At 73.6% G+C, this 17,957-nt stretch carries 13 protein-coding genes; 7 read left to right on the top strand and 6 right to left on the bottom strand.

What is annotated here, in order from left to right:
• Nucleotides 1–7 precede the first annotated feature (7 nt).
• Entirely contained in the window at nucleotides 8–547 is a 540-nt protein-coding gene (locus tag ACFY7C_RS05940; RefSeq protein WP_389644345.1) for a hypothetical protein, read from the bottom strand.
• Nucleotides 548–836: 289 nt separating this feature from the next.
• On the opposite strand from ACFY7C_RS05940, the gene ACFY7C_RS05935 reads away from it, so the two are divergent.
• The 6 genes from ACFY7C_RS05935 (at nucleotide 837) to ACFY7C_RS05910 (ending at nucleotide 10,482) form a co-directional block, all read left to right on the top strand.
• Nucleotides 837–1,319, top strand: coding sequence for a DedA family protein (locus tag ACFY7C_RS05935; RefSeq protein WP_389644343.1), 483 nt, complete (start codon nucleotides 837–839; stop codon nucleotides 1,317–1,319).
• A gap of 245 nt (nucleotides 1,320–1,564) precedes the next feature.
• On the top strand, nucleotides 1,565–2,464 hold the full coding sequence (locus tag ACFY7C_RS05930; RefSeq protein WP_389644341.1) for a GNAT family N-acetyltransferase: 900 nt from the start codon (nucleotides 1,565–1,567) through the stop codon (nucleotides 2,462–2,464).
• A 457-nt stretch (nucleotides 2,465–2,921) separates the two neighbouring features.
• Nucleotides 2,922–6,200, top strand: a complete 3,279-nt coding sequence (locus ACFY7C_RS05925) for a hypothetical protein (protein WP_389644339.1) — start codon at nucleotides 2,922–2,924, stop codon at nucleotides 6,198–6,200.
• A gap of 84 nt (nucleotides 6,201–6,284) precedes the next feature.
• Nucleotides 6,285–6,809 (top strand): hypothetical protein, encoded by a 525-nt coding sequence (locus tag ACFY7C_RS05920; protein ID WP_389644336.1) that lies wholly within the window; start codon nucleotides 6,285–6,287, stop codon nucleotides 6,807–6,809.
• Between the two features lie 145 nt (nucleotides 6,810–6,954).
• On the top strand, nucleotides 6,955–8,775 hold the full coding sequence (locus tag ACFY7C_RS05915; protein ID WP_389644333.1) for a trypsin-like serine protease: 1,821 nt from the start codon (nucleotides 6,955–6,957) through the stop codon (nucleotides 8,773–8,775).
• Nucleotides 8,776–8,880: 105 nt separating this feature from the next.
• Nucleotides 8,881–10,482 (top strand): FG-GAP-like repeat-containing protein, encoded by a 1,602-nt coding sequence (locus ACFY7C_RS05910; protein ID WP_389644330.1) that lies wholly within the window; start codon nucleotides 8,881–8,883, stop codon nucleotides 10,480–10,482.
• Nucleotides 10,483–10,486: 4 nt separating this feature from the next.
• Here ACFY7C_RS05910 and ACFY7C_RS05905 read toward each other — a convergent pair whose 3' ends face one another.
• Both ACFY7C_RS05905 and ACFY7C_RS05900 read right to left on the bottom strand, forming a co-directional pair.
• A complete protein-coding gene (locus ACFY7C_RS05905) occupies nucleotides 10,487–12,595 on the bottom strand; it encodes a tetratricopeptide repeat protein (protein WP_389644327.1) in 2,109 nt (702 codons plus the stop codon).
• The gene (locus tag ACFY7C_RS05900) at nucleotides 12,595–13,734 is read right to left on the bottom strand and encodes a BTAD domain-containing putative transcriptional regulator (protein ID WP_389644324.1); all 1,140 of its coding nucleotides are present in this window, start codon (nucleotides 13,732–13,734) and stop codon (nucleotides 12,595–12,597) included. The genes ACFY7C_RS05905 and ACFY7C_RS05900 overlap by 1 nt, the downstream gene beginning before the upstream one ends.
• Before the next feature lie 428 nt (nucleotides 13,735–14,162).
• Here ACFY7C_RS05900 and ACFY7C_RS05895 point away from each other — a divergent pair, with 428 nt between their 5' ends.
• The gene (locus ACFY7C_RS05895; protein ID WP_389644321.1) at nucleotides 14,163–15,032 is read left to right on the top strand and encodes a helix-turn-helix domain-containing protein; all 870 of its coding nucleotides are present in this window, start codon (nucleotides 14,163–14,165) and stop codon (nucleotides 15,030–15,032) included.
• Nucleotides 15,033–15,159: 127 nt separating this feature from the next.
• Here the strand turns inward: ACFY7C_RS05895 and ACFY7C_RS05890 are convergent, their stop codons facing one another.
• The 3 genes from ACFY7C_RS05890 to ACFY7C_RS05880 form a co-directional block, all read right to left on the bottom strand.
• Nucleotides 15,160–16,716 carry a SulP family inorganic anion transporter gene (locus ACFY7C_RS05890; protein ID WP_389644318.1) on the bottom strand — a complete coding sequence of 519 codons (1,557 nt, stop codon included), beginning with the start codon at nucleotides 16,714–16,716 and terminating at the stop codon, nucleotides 15,160–15,162.
• Between the two features lie 14 nt (nucleotides 16,717–16,730).
• Complete coding sequence (locus ACFY7C_RS05885) at nucleotides 16,731–17,312, bottom strand: carbonic anhydrase (RefSeq protein ID WP_389644315.1); 582 nt, start codon at nucleotides 17,310–17,312, stop codon at nucleotides 16,731–16,733.
• Nucleotides 17,313–17,384: 72 nt separating this feature from the next.
• Nucleotides 17,385–17,810, bottom strand: a complete 426-nt coding sequence (locus tag ACFY7C_RS05880) for a hypothetical protein (protein ID WP_389644305.1) — start codon at nucleotides 17,808–17,810, stop codon at nucleotides 17,385–17,387.
• Nucleotides 17,811–17,957 lie beyond the last annotated feature (147 nt).

The raw sequence follows: 17,957 nt of genomic DNA, 5'->3' as shown, positions 1-17,957 counted from the left end.
GTCCTCCTCAGTTCCCGGCGATGCGGCGGGCCTTGGCCACGAGTCTGCGCGGCAGCTTCGGCCCCGCGCACGCGTGGTCGATCAGGAGGTTCCGGTAGGCGGTGTTCGCGAGCTCCGGCGCCAGGGCGATCAGGGCCTTCAGGTCGTCGGACGAGCCGGAGAGGCGTGCGCGGTACGCGGCGCCCGCCGCGCGCAGGGAGACCTCGGCGAAGGACAGCTCGTAGCGGCCGCAGGCCCGGGGCAGCCGGGCCATGGCGGCCGGCGATTCCGGGACGGGACTGCGGGCGGACACCACCTCGATGGCGTGGAACCAGGGCGCGAACCGCGCGCGCATCGCGTCGGTGTCCAGGTCGTGGCCGTAGTCCAGCGTCCGCAGACACGCCTCGGCCAGCGCCTCGGCGCTCACCGCGTCGAGAAGACGCGCGTCGCCGAACCACGGCGCCGCGCCCCACGCCACGTCGGGCCGCGCGCCCGTGACCGAACCGAGCGCCATCACCGCGTCGTCCATGTCCCCTTCGAGGAACAGGAAGTAGGCCTGCGCCACCACAGCGCTCAGGGAGCCGTCCCCTTCGAGGCCCTCCCGCAGTTCCGGGCGTCGGTCCCGCCACAGCTCGGCGAGGGACGCGTACGGCTCCGGACCCGCCGCCCACGAGGACGACCCGCATGTCTCCGTGAGGAATCCGCAGGTCAGAGGCGTGGCGGGCCCCTGGGTCCAGGGCCGTGTGCCCGGCGCACGGCCGTTCGGTTAACCTGGCTGTGCCGGGTGAGCCCGGCTCGGCGTCAGGCTCGGGTTCCGGTGCCGCCGCGGTGGAAACGCAGGGGACGGGTGAGGCGTCGTGGACAAGATCGCGCTCACTGCCGCCGCCCTCTACGTCATCGTCCTGCTGCGCGCCGGAGGAACGTTCGCCGTGGGGTGGCTGGCCGGTGCCGGTGCCCGGCGCAGCAGGCTCGCCGGGCGGGTCTCCTCGCCCAGGTTCCGGCGCGCGGAACGGGCGATCCAGCGGTGGGGCGCGCCCGTGGTGGCCGTCTCCTTCCTGACCGTCGGTTTCCAGACCGCCGCCAATTTCCTCGCGGGCAGCATGCGGATGCCCCTCTCGCGCTACCTTCCCGCACTGTTCGTGGGCGGAGCGGCCTGGGCGCTGGTCTACGCGACCGCCGGGCTCGGGGCGCTGGAGATCCTGGGGCGACTGTTCGCCGAACGGACGGCGCTCGGCGTGGCCGTGGTCGTCGCCCTCCTCCTCGCGGTGTGCGGTGTGGTGATCCACCGCAGAAGAAGGACCGCGAGGTCCTCCCGCGACGCGGCGACCGAAGAGTCCTGAGCCTCCGCCCCCTCCCGCCACGGCGCTCCGCATCGTCCCGCGAACCCCTCCTTCGAGGGGCGCGGAAATCCGTGGACGGACCCGCAGAAGATCTCGTACCGTGGGGCTTCACGCCCTGAGACGGACGGAAGGAGGCGAGTGCCGTGCAGTTCACACCTTTCCAGCGCTCCCTCTTCCGCTGTCCCGGCGTGGTTCGTCAGTTCTGACCGGGAGCGCTCCGAGCAGCCTGTATCCCGGAGGAATCCATGACCGATCCGGTCATCCGCGCGCTCTCCGCGAGCGACGCCCATCTCTTCGACGCACTCCCCGACCCCCTGGGCGCCCGTGAAGGCCATCGGCGTACCCGGTTCCGCCCCGACTGGAAGCGCGTCGCCCTGCGCGACGGCGAGGTCGTCGCACGCGGCGCGTGGTGGGGCGGCCCCGACGACTCGGAGCCCGTCAACATCAACTGGTTCGACGTGGCCGAAGGCGAGGCAGAGGCCGGGGCCGAACTCCTGCGCTCCGCTCCCTGGCAGGTCGAACTCGAGATCAACCTACCCGCCGGCTGGCGGGAGAACACCGACCTGCGCGCCGGCGCCGAGGCCCGCTTCGCCGCCGCACGAGCCGCAGGGTACGAACTCCTGGTGGAACGCTTCCTGTACCGCTGGACCCCGGAGCGAGGTCTGCCCGAGCGGCCCGGACGCCTGCGCTTCAGCGCCGAACCCGACGACACCGTGTTCTTCGACGCGTTGCGCCGCATCCACTCCGCCACCCTGGACGCCCACGCGCTCAGGGCCATCGAGGAGGGCGGCCTCGACCAGGCCGCCCAGGAGGAACTCGACTTCTTCCACTGGTGCCCCTCCCCACGGGAATGGTGGCAGACCGCACACACGCCGGAGGGCGACCTGGCCGGCATCCACATCCCGGCCCACAACCCCTCCGGCCCGACCATCGGCTTCATCGGAGTCATCCCGGAACAGCGCGGCCACGGCTACGCCTACGACCTCCTCGCGGAGTGCACCCACCTCCTCGTCGAGCAGGGCGCGGAGTTCATCAGCGGAGCCACGGACCAGGCCAACTTCCCCATGGCCGCGAACTTCGCCAAGGCCGGTTTCCCCGTCATCCGTGAACGCATCAACTTCCGCCCGGCGGGCCGAGCGGCCTAGCGAGGAGCAGCACGCGGTGAGCGGTCCGGTCCGAGGGCAGGCCCGGACCGCTTGCCCGTGCCCGGCGGCATGCCGGCCGACAGTGTGCCCCGGGCCCCCGCGCGCCGCCTTCCCCGCCGGTCACCTCGACCGCTCGCGCGCCACCGCCGCACGCACTGTCCATCGATCCCGCACGCCACGCACACCACCGTCAGTCGCCGGCGCATAGCTTCGGTGCCGCGAGCAGGAACGCCACGGCGTGAACGTCGCTCGCGGAAAGGCCTTACGCACGGGGCCCCTTGGGTGCGGCGCGCCATCAGCACCCTGGATCACGCGTCGCCGAGGGCCTGCATTCCTTGCTGTCAGCCGACGACGAAGGACCGTTTTGGACACCAATCCTTGGAGTAGACGGCGCGTTCTCGGAGCCATCGCGGCCACCACGGTCGCCGCGGCCGCGACGAGCCTCGTACTCAACCCCATGGCCGCCTGGGCCGACACCCCGCCGGTGGACGGCGACGGCGGCGACCCGTTCCTGCTGCCGGACACCGACCGGGCGAAGGTCGTCAAGGCGTGGCTGCTGGGTGGCAGGGCGGTTCGGGCCGCCGCCGCGTCGGCGCTGACCGGCTCCGTCACCGACGTCGAGAACTTCCTCACCCACCGGCTCGCCGTCGAGACGGCCGAGGACAACCGCGTCGCGGTCATGACCTCGATCGCCGCGGGCGGAAGGGGAATCCGTCGTGAGGCCACCGCCGCCATCGACAACGGCGACCCCGCCATCGCCGCGTTCCTCGGGGGCGCCTTCAAGGCAGCCCTCCTGGAGGACCTGCGCGTGGCCACCACCACCGTGATGAGCGTGGGCGGCCGGGGGGTGAACCGAGCCGGGAACGCCGCACTGACCGACGGCTCCCAGGCGGCGCTGGAGACGTTCCTCACCGCGGGGCAGTACACCGCCCGGTTGGAGGACATGCGCGTCGAGACCTCCCGGCTGATGGTGAACGCCGGCCCGGAGGTGCAGAAGTACGCCTCCCGCGCGCTGGACGGCACCCCCGCCGACGTCGAATGGTTCCTGGAGACCGGTCAGCACATAGCCCGCGCCCGCGACCAGGAGCGGGCGAAGATCGAGGAACTCGTCGCCGTCGTCCGCCGCGAGGGCAGGAACGCCGAGGCGAAGACCAAGGAGGCCGAGGAGTCCTCCGCCCGCGCCGTGGAGGCGGCGGCGAAGGCCAAGGACGCGGCGGAGAAGGCCGCCGCCGAGGCCCAGGCGGCGCAGGAGGACGTGGCCAAGGCGGGCAGGGCGGCCCGCAAGGCCGGCGAGGCCGCCAAGGGCGCGGCCGACGCGTCGCGCGTCGCCATCAACGCGTCCCACGCGGCCGTCCAGGCGTCTCGCCGCGCCTCGTACGCCGCCGCGGCCGCGAGCCAGGCGGCCGCCACCGCCGGCTCCGCCGCAGCGGCGGCGTACCGGGCCGCCATCAACGCCTCCAAGGACCAGGCCATGTCGGGCGCGGCCAAGGAGGCCGCCGTCGCCGCCCGTAACGCCGCGGCGCAGGCCCGGAGCGCGGCCGAGGCCGCCGGACACGCCGTGACCGCCTCGGAGCAGTCGGCCGCGGCCGGACACGCCGCCGCGTCCGCCGCACGCAACGCCTCCGCCGCCGCGAACGCCTCGGCCACCGCGGCCGCGGCCGCCGGGTCGGCCTCGGCGGAGGCCGCCGAGGCCAGGCGCCAGGCCCAGATCGCCGGCACGAACGCCCAGATCGCGACCAACGCCGCCGGCACGGCGCAGGCCCTGGCGAACAACGCCGCCGCGGCCGCGCGCACCGCCCGGGACGCCGCCAACAGCGCGGCCGCCCACGCCGACAAGGCCGCGGCCGCCGCCGAGTGGGCCGTCCAGTACGCGGGCCAGGCGGTGGACCACGCGAACAAGTCGACCCAGTTCGCCAACGAGGCCACCACGGCCGCGAACGCGGCCACCGCGGCGGTCGCCCAGGCGATCGCGGTGGAGAAGAGCGCCCGCGAGGCCGAGTGGCAGCGCCTGGACGAGGAGACGCAGCGCGCGATCGAGGAGATGCGCCTGCTCGCGCAGCTCGAAGCCCGGGAGCGGGCGGAGATCGAGCGGAAGCGGACCCAGGCCGAGCAGACCGCCCAGGCCACCAAGGACCTCATCACGCGGGCCGAGTCGGCCCTCACGGCGGGGGACAGGGGGGCCGCCGCCGAGCTCGGGCGGAAGGCCGCCCTCGCCCTGCTGGACTCCAGGGGCTCCTGGTCCCAGGAAGCCGCGCGATTCGCCCTGGCCGGCGAGGACGCGGACATCCACGCCTGGATCGACACCGACCGGCGGATCGCACAGCGGCAGGACGACCGGGAGACCGCCCTCTACCTCGCCAGGATCGCCGCCCCGGACGTCGCCTTCGCCGCGACCGCGGCCCTGGAGAGCGCGGACGACAACGCCGTGGGGGCCTTCCTCGCCGCAGGCGCCGTCAAGGCCGCGGAGATGGACAACCGCGTCACGGTCACGCGCGTCCTGGCCGAGAAGCCCGGCCGTGCGGTCACCCAGGCGGCGAACGAGGCCCTCGACGCCGGGACCGCCGAGGCACTCCACGAGTTCCTCACCGTCACCCTCGAGAAGGCGCAGCGGGAGGACGACGCGGTGACCACCGCGACCCTCCTCCAGACCGGCGGCCCCTACACCAAGGCGCACGCCCAGGCCGCGCTGGAGGGACCGGCGCGGATGCGCCGCAACTTCGTCGCCTCGGTCCAGTACAAGACCGCGCAGCTCGACCACGACTCCGCCACCCACGCCGCGGCCATGAAGGGCGCCATCGCCGCAGCCGCGAAGATCGCCAACAAGGCGCAGGAGGACGCCGCCCGCGCCCAGGAGGCGGCCGCCACGGCCCGCAACGCCGCCACCGAGGCGCTGCAGTGGGCGGACAGGGCGAAGCAGTCGGCCGCCCAGGCCGCCACCTCCGCCCAGCAGGCGAACGGCTACGCCGACGAGGCCGAGCAGTCCGCCCGGAACGCCCAGGCCTCGGCGGACCAGGCGAAGCAGGCGGCCTCCGTCGCCCGTACCGCCGCGCGCTCGGCGACCTACTCCGCCAACCGCGCGATGGCCTCCGCACGCAGTGCCGTCGCCTCCGCCAACGCCGCGCAGGCGTCCGCCGCTTCGGCCCGCGCCTCCCAGATCCAGGCGGGCAAGAACGCCGACGAGGCGGCCGTCGCCGCGAGCCAGGCCCGCTCCATCGAGATCGAGAAGCGCACGGCCGAGGTGGCGGCGGAGGCCAGGAAGGCGGCCGAGGAGATCCGGGCGGCCCAGGCGGCCGGCGTCAACCCGGCCGACGCACCCGAGCACGACAGCGTCAAGGCCGACACGTCCTGGTGGACGACGGACCCTAAGGAGTGGGCCAAGCGCACCAACGAATGGGCCATCTGGACCGGTTGGGCCGGCGTCGGACTCGGCGTCGCCGGAGTGGCGGCCGGCTTCACCGGCGTCGGCCTGCCCGCCGCCCCGTTCCTTCTGATGGCATCGAGGGGCTTCGGCGCCGTCACCATGACCCTCGACGTGGCCAACACGGTCTTCACCGGCTTCGGCTACGGCTGGACGAGCAGCGAGTTCAAGAAGTCGCTCGGCACGACGGCTCTCAGTGTCATCACCGGCGGTACGGGCGGACTCCTCGCCAAGGCCCCCGGCGTCCCGCACCTGGTCAAGGAGATCTCGTCGATCGGACGCAATGCCGTGTCGACGATCACCAGCTGGCTGAGCTAGCGGAGCCGCCGGCGCGGGAGCGCACCGACATCCCTGTCGACACCCGTTCCGGACGGTCTTCCGGAACCCGAGAAGAGGAAAGCAATGAAGGTACGCAGAGCAGTCGTCCGCACGATCGGCACCGCCCTCGGCGCCGGCGCCCTGGCGTGGCTGGCGGTGGCGGGCGGCATCACCGGCGGCGCCGGCGCGGCCGGTCCGGGCGGCACCGCCATGAAGCCGATCGCGGAGGAGGGACCCGGTCGTGCCATCGAGGACTTCGGCTACCCCCACGCCGACAAGATCCTCGCCGAGCGCAACATCGTCCTCAAGCGGGGCGACGGCCACATCCTCCTCGCCGACTGCGGCAGCGCGACCGACCTGATGGAGGTCTGGTCACGCGAGAAGGAGAAGATCTGCTTCAAGGTCTCCGGCACCCGGGGCTACCTGGCCCTGGAGATCCCCGCCGTCTTCGCCGTCAAGGGCAACGCCTACTCCGCGCAGGTCGACATGACCGTCGGCACGGAGGAGAAGACGTTCGACGTCAACAAGAACGCGTGGACCCCGGTCGGCGAGAGCGCCGACGAGCAGGGCCGCGACTTCATGCTCATGGAGATCCGCACCGCCAAGTAGGCGCACCCTCCGCGCAGGCCCTCGCCGCGCGGACCCGCCCGCCCCGAACGACTCACCGCGAAGGCCGGCGCCTTCGTCCCCCATGCCGTCACCGGCCGGGACACGCCGCGGCCCTCGACTCATCGCCGTGCTTCCAGGAAGTGAAATGAAGCGTCCGCACTCCACACCGTCCCCGATACGGGCCGCCCTCGGCGCGGCTCTCCTCTCCGCCCCCCTCGCGCTCGCGGGTTTCACCGGCACCGCGCAGGCCGCCGCCGGCGCGCCCGCGGCCGCCGGCACGCTCGCCCACACCGCACAGCTGTCCGTCGGCGAATGGCCCCACAGCCGGGCCTGCACCGCCACGCTCGTGGACGAGCTGTGGCTGACCACCGCCGCCGCCTGCCTCGCCCCCGTCATCGGAGGCGACGTCCCGGCCGGCCGGCCGTTCGTCCCCACCACCGTGACACTGAGCGACGGCAGGACCATCGGCGTGACCGAGGTCGTCCCCCGCACCGACCGTGACGTCGCCCTGGTCCGTCTGGCCACCCCGGCCACCGGCCTGGGGCCCGTCACCCTGGCCGGCACCGTCCCGGCCGCCGGCACCGACGTGACGGCGGCCGGCTTCGGCCGCACCAGGACGGCCTGGGTCCCGGACAAGCTCCACACCGCCGCGTTCGGCGTCACCACCTCGGACGCGACCACGCTCGGCATCACGGGCAAGGGCACGGACGCGATCTGCAAGGGCGACACCGGCGGCCCGCTGCTGGACGCCGACGGCCGACTCGTCGGCGTGAACTCCCGCTCCTGGCAGGGTGGTTGTCTCGGCATCGACGCGGCCGAGACCCGTACCGGCGCGATCTCCGCCCGTGTCGACGGCCTCGGCTCCTGGATCGACTCCGTCAAGCAGCGCCCGGTCGTCGTCAAGGCCGGGCAGACCCTGCGGTCCGGCGAGACGATCTCGTCGCAGAACGCGCGGCTCTCCATGCAGGCCGACGGCAACCTGGTCATCTACCACCGCACCGGCGGCCACGGAATGGGCGGCGTGCTGTGGGCCTCCAACACGGGCGGCAACCCCGGCGCCTACGCCAAGATGCAGGCCGACGGCAACTTCGTCGTCTACACGAAGGACGGCGGTGAGGGCAAGGGCGGCGCCCTGTGGTCGACCCACACGTGGAACAACGCCGACGCCCGCCTCGAGCTGCAGGCGGACGCCAACCTCGTCGTCTACACCAAGGACGGCGGCCACGGCATCGGCGGTCACCTGTGGCACAGCGACACCTACCCCCGCGGGGACAGGCTCGCCGCCGGCAGCCGGCTGATGCCCGGCTCCTGGCTCACCAACGGCCGGAACGTGCTGCTGATGGACATCCAGGGCAACGTCCAGCTCCGTGAGGCCGCCACCGGCCGGGAGCTGTGGAACAAGGTCACCTGGAACTGGTACTCGTACCTGCACATGCAGGGCGACGGCAACCTCGTCCTCTACAAGAAGGACGGCGGCGAGGGCAAGGGCGGCGCCCTGTGGTCGACCCAGACCTGGAACGGCGCCAGCTACGCCACCCTCGAGAACAACGGCAGCCTGGTCGTCCGCTGGGCGAACGGCGGCGGTGAGCGGTGGGCCAGCAGCACGCTCCGCGGCGACGGCTCCGGCCGCTGCCTGGACTGGAACGGCACCACCGGCGCCCAGATCTGGGACTGCTGGGGCGGCGCCAACCAGCAGTGGGAGCTGACCGCGGCCAAGGAGCTGCGGGTCGGCGGCGACAAGTGCCTGACCGCGGACAAGGGCGCCAACCAGGGCGCGCGGGTGTCGGTCGTTCCGTGTGACGGCAGCGCCGAGCAGAAGTGGAACTTCACCACCGACAACACCGTCACCGCCTCCCTCAACCCGGGCCAGTGCATGAACGTCTGGGGCCAGGCCACGGCCAACGGCTCCTACCTGGGCCTGTGGGAGTGCAACGGCGGCTCCAACACGAAGTGGCAGCGTCCCTGACCCTTCCTCAGGGGGCGGCGTGCTCCGGCACGCCGCCCCCTTCGCGTTTCCGACCGGTGAGGGCCCATGATCGGCACGACCACCACCACGAGCAGGAGAACCAGCATGACCAGGACCAGGCACGGCCTCGTCTCCCGCGGTGCCGCGGCGACCGCCGTCACCGTCGCCCTCGCGACCGCCGTCGCCGTCGTCGGACCGAGCACCTCCGCCGCGGCGGCGGTCCCGCCGGCCCCGCCCGTCGTACGGGTCATGCCGCTCGGCGACTCCATCACCGCGGGAGAGGGCAGCACCACCGGCGCCGGCTACCGCGCGCCGCTCTGGCAGTCCCTGGCCGGCCAGAGCCACTACACCGCCGACTTCGTCGGCTCCGGTTCCTTCGGAGCGGCGGGCGACCCGGACAACGAGGGCCACGGCGGCTGGACCATCGACGGGATCCGTGGCGAGATCGACCGGTGGCAGGACGCCGCACGCCCCGGCGTCGTCCTGCTGCACCTCGGCATCAACGACCTGAAGTGGCACGGCGCCGATCCGGTCGACGCCGCCCACCGGCTCCTCGCCCTGGTCGACCGCATCCAGACCAACAGACCCGGGACCACCGTCATCGTCCTCGGACTGCTGACCGACACCCCCGGCCAGGAGGAGCGCACCAGCGCGTTCAACACCGTCCTCAGCGAGCGGGAGCCGGTGCTGCGGGCGGCGGGCCGCCCCTTCCGGTACGTCGCCCCGCCCCGCCTCGACGTGGCCACCGAACTCCCGGACCGACTGCACCCCAACGACGCCGGATACCGCAAGATCGCCGACGCCTACCACCAGGCGTTCACCGCGGCCTTCGACGCCGGCTGGATGCGGCAGCCCGCCGCGCCCCGGGCCGGGAACGAGTCCGGCGGCACCGGTGCGGTGCGCTGGGCCGACTTCGACGGCGACGGCCGCACCGACCGCCTGTCCATCGCCGACAACGGCGCGGTACGCGCCCGCCTCAACACCGGAGCCGCCGCCGACGGGACGCCGACCTGGCGGGACATCGGGCAGGTGGCGACCGGGCTGACCACCGACCGCACCCGCGTGCGGCTCGCCGACTTCGACGGCGACGGCCGCGCCGACTACGTCCTCATCGCGCCCGGCGGCGGGGTGACGGTCTACCTCAACCAGGGCGGCGACACCAGCGGGCCGAACGGCTGGCGGAACCTCGGCCAGGTCGCCTGGGGCACCACCAACCGCCACGAGCAGGTCCGCTTCGCCGACCACGACGGCGACGGCCGCGCCGACTACTGGACCATCGCCGACGACGGGGCCGTCAACGTCCACCTCAACCGCGGCGGCGACCCGGCCGGGGCCCGCGGCTGGGTCGACATCGGCCGGATAGCCACGGGCACCACCACCGACCGCACCCGCGTCCGCCTCGCGGACTGCGACGGTGACGGCCGCGCCGACTACTGGGCCATCGCCCCCGACGGCAGTGTCACCACCTACCTCAACCGGGGCGGCGACGGCCACGGCGGCTGGCGGTACCTCGGCCGCACCGCGACCGGCGTCACCACCGACCACACCCGGGTCCACCTCGCCGACCTCGACGCGGACACCCACGCCGACTACCTCCACACCACCGCGGACGGCACCACCCACCCGTACCTCTACAACGGCGGCGACCCCTCGGGCCCGAACGGCTGGACCGCCGTCGGCCCCATCCCCGCCGGTTCCGCCTCCTGACCCGTCACCGGCCGGCCCGCCGGGCACGAGGCATCCCGCAGGCGAGCTCCGCGCCCCCGCAGGACGCCTCCCGGCCGGTGGGAGCGGTCCGCGCCCGATCGAGGACCGCGCGCGCCGCGGCCGCGCCGAGCCGGTGGCCGGTGCTCTCCTGGATCGACACGGCTTCCTCCGCCTCCCGTACGGCGCCGGCGGGATCGCCCTGACTCAGGAGCCACCGCGCGAGCAGCACACGCGCCTTGCCCTCCCAGACGCGGTACCCCCCGCGGTGCGCACACTCCAGCGCCCGGTGGACGAGGGGGTGCGCCCCGGCGGTGTCGCCCTGGAGCAACAGCGCTTCGGCCTGGCCGTGCAGGGCCATCGTCTCCGTGACCCGGGCCCCGACCTCGCCCGCGACGCGCAGGGCGTCGGCGAAGTGCCCCGCCGCCGTCGCGAGGTCGCCCCTCGCCAGATGGACACTGCCCAGGGTGTGGAGCACCGAGGACTCGAGGCGGCCGTCGCCGATCTCGGCGGCGAGCCGATGCGCCGCACCGACGAGATCCAGGGCGGACCCGGTGTCGCCGCGCAGCCGGTGGAGCTCCGCGAGATCCCTCAGCAACTCGGCCTCGCTGCCGCGGTTGACGGCCTGCCGGTGCAGGGCGAGCGCCGTCGTGAGGTCGTCCAGGGCACCGTCCAGATCACCGAGAAGGAGCCGGGTCTCGCCCCGGTTGGCCAGGGAGACGGACTCCGGCCCGTGCAGTCCGTGGGACCGCGAGACCGCGAGGGACTCGGTGTGGAGGGACTCCGCCTCGGCCAGCGACCCCCGTTCGCGGGCCAGGATCCCCTCCGCGATGACGAACCGGAGCCGGCGCCACCGCAGGTCGTCCGGCAGCGAGCCCAGCGCCTCTTCGAGGTGGCATCCGGCGTCCCGCAGACGGCCCGTCAGGATGTACACCAGCCCCAGGCTGTTGAGCGCCTGCGCGCGCCATTCCGGCTGCCGCTCCCGCTCCACCAGACGGAGCATCTCCTCGTAGTGCCGCCGCGCCTCGCCGTACCGCCCCACGCTGCGGTGCGCGTCGCCGAGACTCATCAGGGCCACCGCCTCGCCGAGGACGTGACCGTCCGCCCTCGCCGCCTCCACCCCGCACCGGGACACCACGATCCAGTCGGCGCTCCGGCGGCAGAGCCAGAAATAGCCCCTCAGGATGTCGCACAGCTGCCACACCGGCCGGACCCGCCCCAGGCCGAGGCCGCGCCGCACCGCCCCCACCAGACCGGCGAGTTCACGCTCCAGCCAGTCGCCGGCGGCGGCCGGGTCCGCGATCGGAGGACCCACGGGCGAGGCGGGCAGGTCCTCGGTGACCCGGATCTTCTCGGCGTACAGCTGCCGGGCCGCCCGGTCGGACACGGCCACGTAGAAGGCGTACAACCGGTCGAGGGACTCCTCGCGGTCCCAGCCGTCGGCCCCGTCCTCCGCGGCGCACCGACCGGCGAACAGCCGCAGAAGGTCGTGGAACGCATAGGCCTGCCCGTCGGCGGGTTCGAGCATCCGGGCGGCGGTCAGACGCTTCAGGACCTGCGTCGCACGCTGCGGCGGCCAGTCGAGCATGGCGGCGACGGCGTCGACGGTGAAGGACGGACCGGCCACCAGCGAGCCGGCCCTGAACACGAGCCGCTCGTCCGCCGACAGAAGCGCGTAGGACAGTGAGAACACGGCCTTCATGCAGCTCAGCTCGTCTTCCTCGACGCTGAGCCGCGTCAGCCGGCGGTCCTCGTCGAGAAGCCGGCTCACGTAGTCCGCGATCGGCGTCGGGCTCGCGGCCATCCCGAGCACGTTGACCGCGGCGATCCGCAGGGCCAGAGGGGTGTACGAGCAGAGCGCGCCCAGCCGGGCCGCCTCCCGCGGCTCGGCGGCGACGCGCCGGTCGCCCAGGGCGGCCGCCAGGAGCTTTCCGGCCTCCTCCGGAGACAGCGGCTGCACGGGCAGCCACTGGGCACCGTCGCGGACCACCAGGCCGGCGATGCGCCTCCGGCTGGTGACCAGGGTCAGGGACTCCGGGCTGCCCGGCAGCAGCGGACGCACCTGCTCGGCGTCGCGCGCGTCGTCCAGCAGGACGAGCATCCGTCTGCCCGCCATCATGGTCCGGTAGAGGGCGACGGCGCCGTCGAGGTCGTGGGGGATGCTCTCCCGGGGAACGCCCAGGGCCGACAGGAACCGCCCGAGTACCTCCGCGGGCTCGCGGGCCCCGCAGGGGAGTGGCCGCCCAGATCGGCGAAGAGCCGGCCGTCGGGGAAGGAGCGGCGGGCGGAGTGCGCCCAGTGCACGGCCAGGGCGGTCTTGCCGATGCCCCCGTGCCCGTCGAGGGACGTGACGAGGACCGGACCGGCGGTGCCCTTCGCGCGTGCCCAGGCGTCGAGGGCGTCGAGCTGATCCTGCCGGCCGACGAACCGGGGTATGTCCGCGGGGAGTTGCTCCGGCGGGCCGGAGAGCGGTGAAGCGCAGGAGGGGGTCGCCGCCTCGGTCGCCAGGTCCGGGCTGTCGGCCAGGATCGCCCGCTCCAGCCTCCTGAGCTCCTCGCCGGGTTCGAGACCCAGTTCCGCGACGAGGACACGGCGGCCCTCCCGGTAGGCGGCGAGGGCCTCCGCACGGCGGCCCGCCCGGTACAGCGCGATCATGTAGCGCGAACGCAGTCCCTCGCGGAGCGGATCCCGCTCCACCTCTCGTCGCAGCTCGGGCAGCAGGGCACGGTGACGTCCGAGCGCGAGGTCGGTGTCCACCAGACTCTCGAAGGCGAAGACCCGCGCCTCCTCCAGCCGGGGGCGGACGATGTGCGCGAGCAACGGGGACGAGGTCCCCTCGAAGGCGGTGCCACGCCACCGCCCCAGTGCCTCGCGGAACAGCGCCGACGCCCGGCTCAGCTCCGCGCGGGACCGGGCCTCGACGGCCTGCCGCACCCCTTCCTCGAAGCGGTGCACGTCCACGTGCGCCGGCGACACCCGCAGGGTGTAACCGCGGCTCGCCGTGTGCAGCACGGACGCCTGTCCCGGAACGGTGTCCAGCGTGTGCCGCAGTCTTCGAATGTAATTGTGCAAAGTCGTCCGCGCGGTCTTCGGCGGTGTTTCTCCCCAGAGGCCGTCCATCAGCTCGTCGACCGTGACCACGGACTCCGGTCGAGTCGCGAGAATGGCCAGCAGGTCACGCTGCTTGGAAGCGGATATGGCGACCTGTCTGCCGTCGCTGAATATCTCGATCGGGCCCAAGAGCCGGATTTCCATCAAATCCCCCGTTTAACCGCCGGCCGTGAAGGCCGTCGCGCTAGCCGCACGATAGCGGGCTGCGGTGATCCTAGGTCATCGTCACTGCTCGGACACACAGAGGAGACGCGGTGACGGCGCGGGGAGCGCTGCTCGGGGGAGCGGTGTGTTTTCACACCGTGGAATTAGGGGGAATGGTGAGCTGGTCAAGCATTCGGGATTCCGGCGTGTCGTCGGGGGATCGCTTCGAATGGCTGCGGGAGACGGTGTCCGGCGGGCTTATGACGGGCAGGCTCAGGACCGAGTGGACGGCCGACTTCCGTGCCGAGGTCATGACTCTGGGACTGGGTCCCTTACGGCTGACCGCATTCGACTTCTCGCCGGCGCGCGGCCACCGCTCGCCCGCGCATGTCCGGCAGGGTGATCCTGAGGAGTACATGCTGGCGTGGGTGACCGAACGGGGCCACCGGACCGCCCTGTCCGGTACCGGGGCACCGGCCACCGGTGCCGCGGGAGGCCCGGAGAACGAGGGGGCCCCGGGGGCCGAGGAGGACGCGGGCATCACGGGGGCTGCCGGGGCCACGGACAGTCTGGTGCTGACGGACTCCACGTGTCCGACGGGGAGCGGCATCGCCCCTGCGGCCGGGCAGTTCGTCCGGACCGTCGTGCTCCACATCCCCCGGCCCTCCCTGCCCCTGCGCCCGGACCGCGTGGACCCGCTTCTGGGGCGGCCCATCCCGACGAGCGGCGGTACGGGCGCGGTCCTCGCCGGCTTCCTCGGCACGCTGCTCACGCACGGGGCGGACTGCCGGCCCGAGGAGCTGAGCCGTATGGGATCCATCGCCCTCGACCTGGTCACCGCATGCCTCGCCCAGTGGCTCGGGGCCCTGGACGAGGAACCGGGGGAGACCCGGGCGCAGGCGACGCTGAAGCGGATCCACAGCTTCATCGCGCACAACCTCGGGGATCCGGACCTGACGCCGCAGACGATCGCCGACCGGCACCACATGTCCCTGCGCACCCTGTACGAGCTCTTCAGCGACCAGCCCGCCAGCGTCGCGGCGCTCATCCGCCGGGACCGGCTCGAACGCTGCCACGCCGACCTCGCCCGCCCGGAGCTGCGCCACCACAGCGTCCAGGTCATCGCCTCCCGCTGGGGCTTCCCCAACGCCAGCGCCTTCAGCCGGGCCTTCCGTGACGCCTACGGCGTCAGCCCCAGCGCACACCGCGCGACCGCGCTCGGCACCGGCACCGCCGCCGGACCCGGGAGCGGGCCGTCCCGGGCACGGCGCGCGGCGTGGCGGCCCGTGCCCGCCTAGGGGAGACCCGCGCCCGGACCGACCGATCCGCTTGCGCTGCGGGCACGCGAGGAGAACGCGTCTCCGACCTGGTGCCCGCTCAGGAGCGGCGGCCGAAGCCGCCGCTCCTTCCGACCGGCGACCGCCGTCAGCGCGAGGCGCTCACCGACCCTGCCGGATCCCCGTCCGGATCAGGGGCCGGGTCCGCGTCCGGGCCCGCGTCCGCGTCCAGGGTCGGGGCCGGGCCCTTGTCCGGACCCGGCTCCTCCGCACCGTGCCGCTCGGCCCAGGCCTCCAGCGCGGCCCGGCAGGCGTGGTCCACGTGATGGGCCCCGGAGAGGTCGAGCACGACCCGGCGGCCTGGGGGCAGACTCTCCAGGTTGTCGAGTATCTGCGGCAGCTTCAGGAAGGTGATCGTCCCGAAGAGCCGCACCTGCAGCGGTCCCTCCTCCTCGTCGCTGTGCTCCACCCGCAGATGGGATGCCTCCCACGCGGCCTTCGCCACCGACAGCACGAGCCCGACCAGGACCCCCTCGAACATGCCGACGGCGACGATGGCGACGGCCGTCGCGACGAGGACCAGCGCCTCGCCGCGGTGGGCGCGCCACAGCGACGCCACGCCCCGGAACGGGATCAGTTTCCAGCCGGCGTGGACGAGGATCCCGGCGAGGGCCGCGAGCGGGATGTACGCGAGGACCGCCGGCAGCAGGGCGGCGAAGAGCAGCAGCCACAGCCCGTGCAGGACGCGGGACGCCTTCGTCCGGGCGCCCGCCCCGACATTGGCCGAGCTGCGCACGATGACCGCGGTCAGCGGCAGGGCGCCGAGCAGACCGCTCAGGGCGTTGCCCGCTCCCTGGGCGACGAGCTCCCTGTCGTAGTCGGTGCGCGGCCCCGCGTGCAGCCGGTCGACGGCCGCCGCGCTGAACAGCGACTCGGCCGACGCGATCAGCGCGAACGCGAGGACCGTGCCGAGCACGGCGGGCTCGGCGAGCGAGGAGAAGGAGTCGGCGCCGGGCAGCCGCACCGCGTCGAAGACGCCGCTCACCCGGACGGTCGCGACCGGCAGGTCGACAAGTGCGGTCACCAGCGCGGCCAGTGCGACCGCCGCCAGCGCACCGGGCACCGCCCGCGCCCGGCGGGGCAGCCGCTGCCAGACCACGACGACGAGGACGGTGCCGGCGGCGACGGCGAGCGACGCGAGGGCCGTCGTGCTGCCGACGGCCTTCCCCAGGGCGGCCGGCAGGCCCGTGAGCTTGTCGAGCCCGGAGGCGGGGGCGGTGACGCCGGCCGCCGCGTAGAGCTGGCCGGCGATGATGATCAGACCGATGCCCGCGAGCATCCCCTCCACGACGGACAGGGAGATGGCACGGAACCAGCGCCCCCACCGCAGGACGCCCATGGCGATCTGGAGGAGTCCGGCGAGGAGCACGATCACGCCGAGGGCGGGCAGCCCGAAGGAACGGACCGCTTCCAGGACGAGCACGGTGAGCCCGGCGGCGGGCCCCGAGACCTGGAGGCTGCTGCCGCGCATCACACCGGTGACGAGGCCGCCCACGATGCCGGTGATCAGGCCGAGTTCGGCCGGCACGCCGGAGGCGACGGCCACACCGATGCAGAGCGGCAGGGCCACGAGGAAGACGACGAGCGACGCGGCGAAGTCCTGCCGCAGATGGGGGAATCGAGGGAGGGAACGGGGCTGGGACATGCGGATCCTCCCCCTCACAGGGTCTCGAAGGAGTCGGTCTGCGGCCGGTACTCGTGTACGGCACCGGTGTGCACCTCGTAGTACCAGCCGCGCATCCGGAGCCGGCCGTCCGCCAGGCGCCGCTCGACGCAGGGGTAGGAGCGCAGTCGGAGCAGCTGGGCGAGGACGTGACCGCGTACGGCGTCGGCGACGGCCGGGTCGTCGGGACGCCCGTCGGCGCCCTCCGGCGCGGCGTGGGCGAGCCAGTCGCGTACGGCCGGTACGGCGCTGAGGTCGTCGCCCCGGACGAGGGCGCCCACGGCGCCGCAGTGGGAGTGGCCGCAGACGACGACGTCCTGGACGCCGAGGACCTCGACCGCGTACTCGATGGTGGCGGCTTCCCCGGTGGGGCTGCCGCTGGCGTACGGGGGCACGATGTTCCCCGCCGTGCGCAGCTCGAAGAGCTGCCCGGGTCGGGCTCCGGTGATCAGGGCCGGGACGACCCTGGAGTCGGAGCAGGTGATGAACAGCACGGCCGGGGACTGGCCCGCGGCGTGCGGGGCGAACTCCTCAGGGCGCTGTCCGAATCGGCGGGCGTTGTCGATGAGGGGCTGCATGGATGTTTCCTCCTGGCGCGCCGTAGGGGCGCGTCGGACTGACAGGTCGGCGCATGGACGTTTCTTCGCCTGTCAGCACAGGAACACCTGGAGCACGGCGGGGTCGGTGGCGGCCCGGGGTCTCGGACGGCTGTCCGGGGTTCCCCGGTGCCCGGCCGGAGGGTCGGTGCGCGGCGATGTGGGAACGGCCGCCGCCGGGGGTCCGGGCTGACCGGCCGGTCCGGCCGGAGCGAGGGCGGCTCGGCGCCGGTCCCGGTGCGCGGCGGCACCGTCCGGGGTCTCGCCCTCGCCGTCCCCGGGAGAGCTGATCTCGTACGCCGGGTCCGGCCCGGCCCCGAGCTGCTGGAGGCGCGGCTGCGCGGCCCCGGCAGCCCTCGCCGCGTCGGCCGGTGCCGACACGGCGCAGGCGCCGCAGAGAAGGGCGAGGGTGAGCGCGAGGAGGAGGAGCGGAGCCGTACGCACCACCGTGGACACACGGACCACCGCTGTCGCGAGCACGGGCCTCCCTCCGATCGACCGTCACCCGGTTCACCAAAGCAAGTTCAAGGGCAGGTCAATGGAGAGTAATGGCGTCAAGTGAACGGAACCCCTCAACACCCCTTCGTGCGAAGGGTTTTCGAATGGAATCGGCCGTAACTTGACGCG

Origin of the sequence: Streptomyces sp. NPDC012769 (assembly GCF_042901205.1) — a bacterium.
In the GTDB taxonomy this organism is placed as follows: domain Bacteria; phylum Actinomycetota; class Actinomycetes; order Streptomycetales; family Streptomycetaceae; genus Streptomyces.
This window is presented reverse-complemented; position numbering and strand designations above follow the sequence as displayed.

Bases quoted from the DNA above. Each gene is read 5' to 3' on its own strand.
- ACFY7C_RS05925 (WP_389644339.1), top strand. From the start codon at position 2,922: ATGGCCGCCTGGGCCGACACCCCGCCGGTGGACGGCGACGGCGGCGAC.
- ACFY7C_RS05905 (WP_389644327.1), bottom strand. From the start codon at position 12,595: ATGGCGGGCAGACGGATGCTCGTCCTGCTGGACGACGCGCGCGACGCC.
- ACFY7C_RS05890 (WP_389644318.1), bottom strand. From the start codon at position 16,716: ATGTCCCAGCCCCGTTCCCTCCCTCGATTCCCCCATCTGCGGCAGGAC.
- ACFY7C_RS05885 (WP_389644315.1), bottom strand. From the start codon at position 17,312: ATGCAGCCCCTCATCGACAACGCCCGCCGATTCGGACAGCGCCCTGAG.
- ACFY7C_RS05910 (WP_389644330.1), top strand. From the start codon at position 8,881: ATGACCAGGACCAGGCACGGCCTCGTCTCCCGCGGTGCCGCGGCGACC.
- ACFY7C_RS05915 (WP_389644333.1), top strand. From the start codon at position 6,955: ATGAAGCGTCCGCACTCCACACCGTCCCCGATACGGGCCGCCCTCGGC.
- ACFY7C_RS05900 (WP_389644324.1), bottom strand. From the start codon at position 13,734: ATGGAAATCCGGCTCTTGGGCCCGATCGAGATATTCAGCGACGGCAGA.
- ACFY7C_RS05930 (WP_389644341.1), top strand. From the start codon at position 1,565: ATGACCGATCCGGTCATCCGCGCGCTCTCCGCGAGCGACGCCCATCTC.
- ACFY7C_RS05920 (WP_389644336.1), top strand. From the start codon at position 6,285: ATGAAGGTACGCAGAGCAGTCGTCCGCACGATCGGCACCGCCCTCGGC.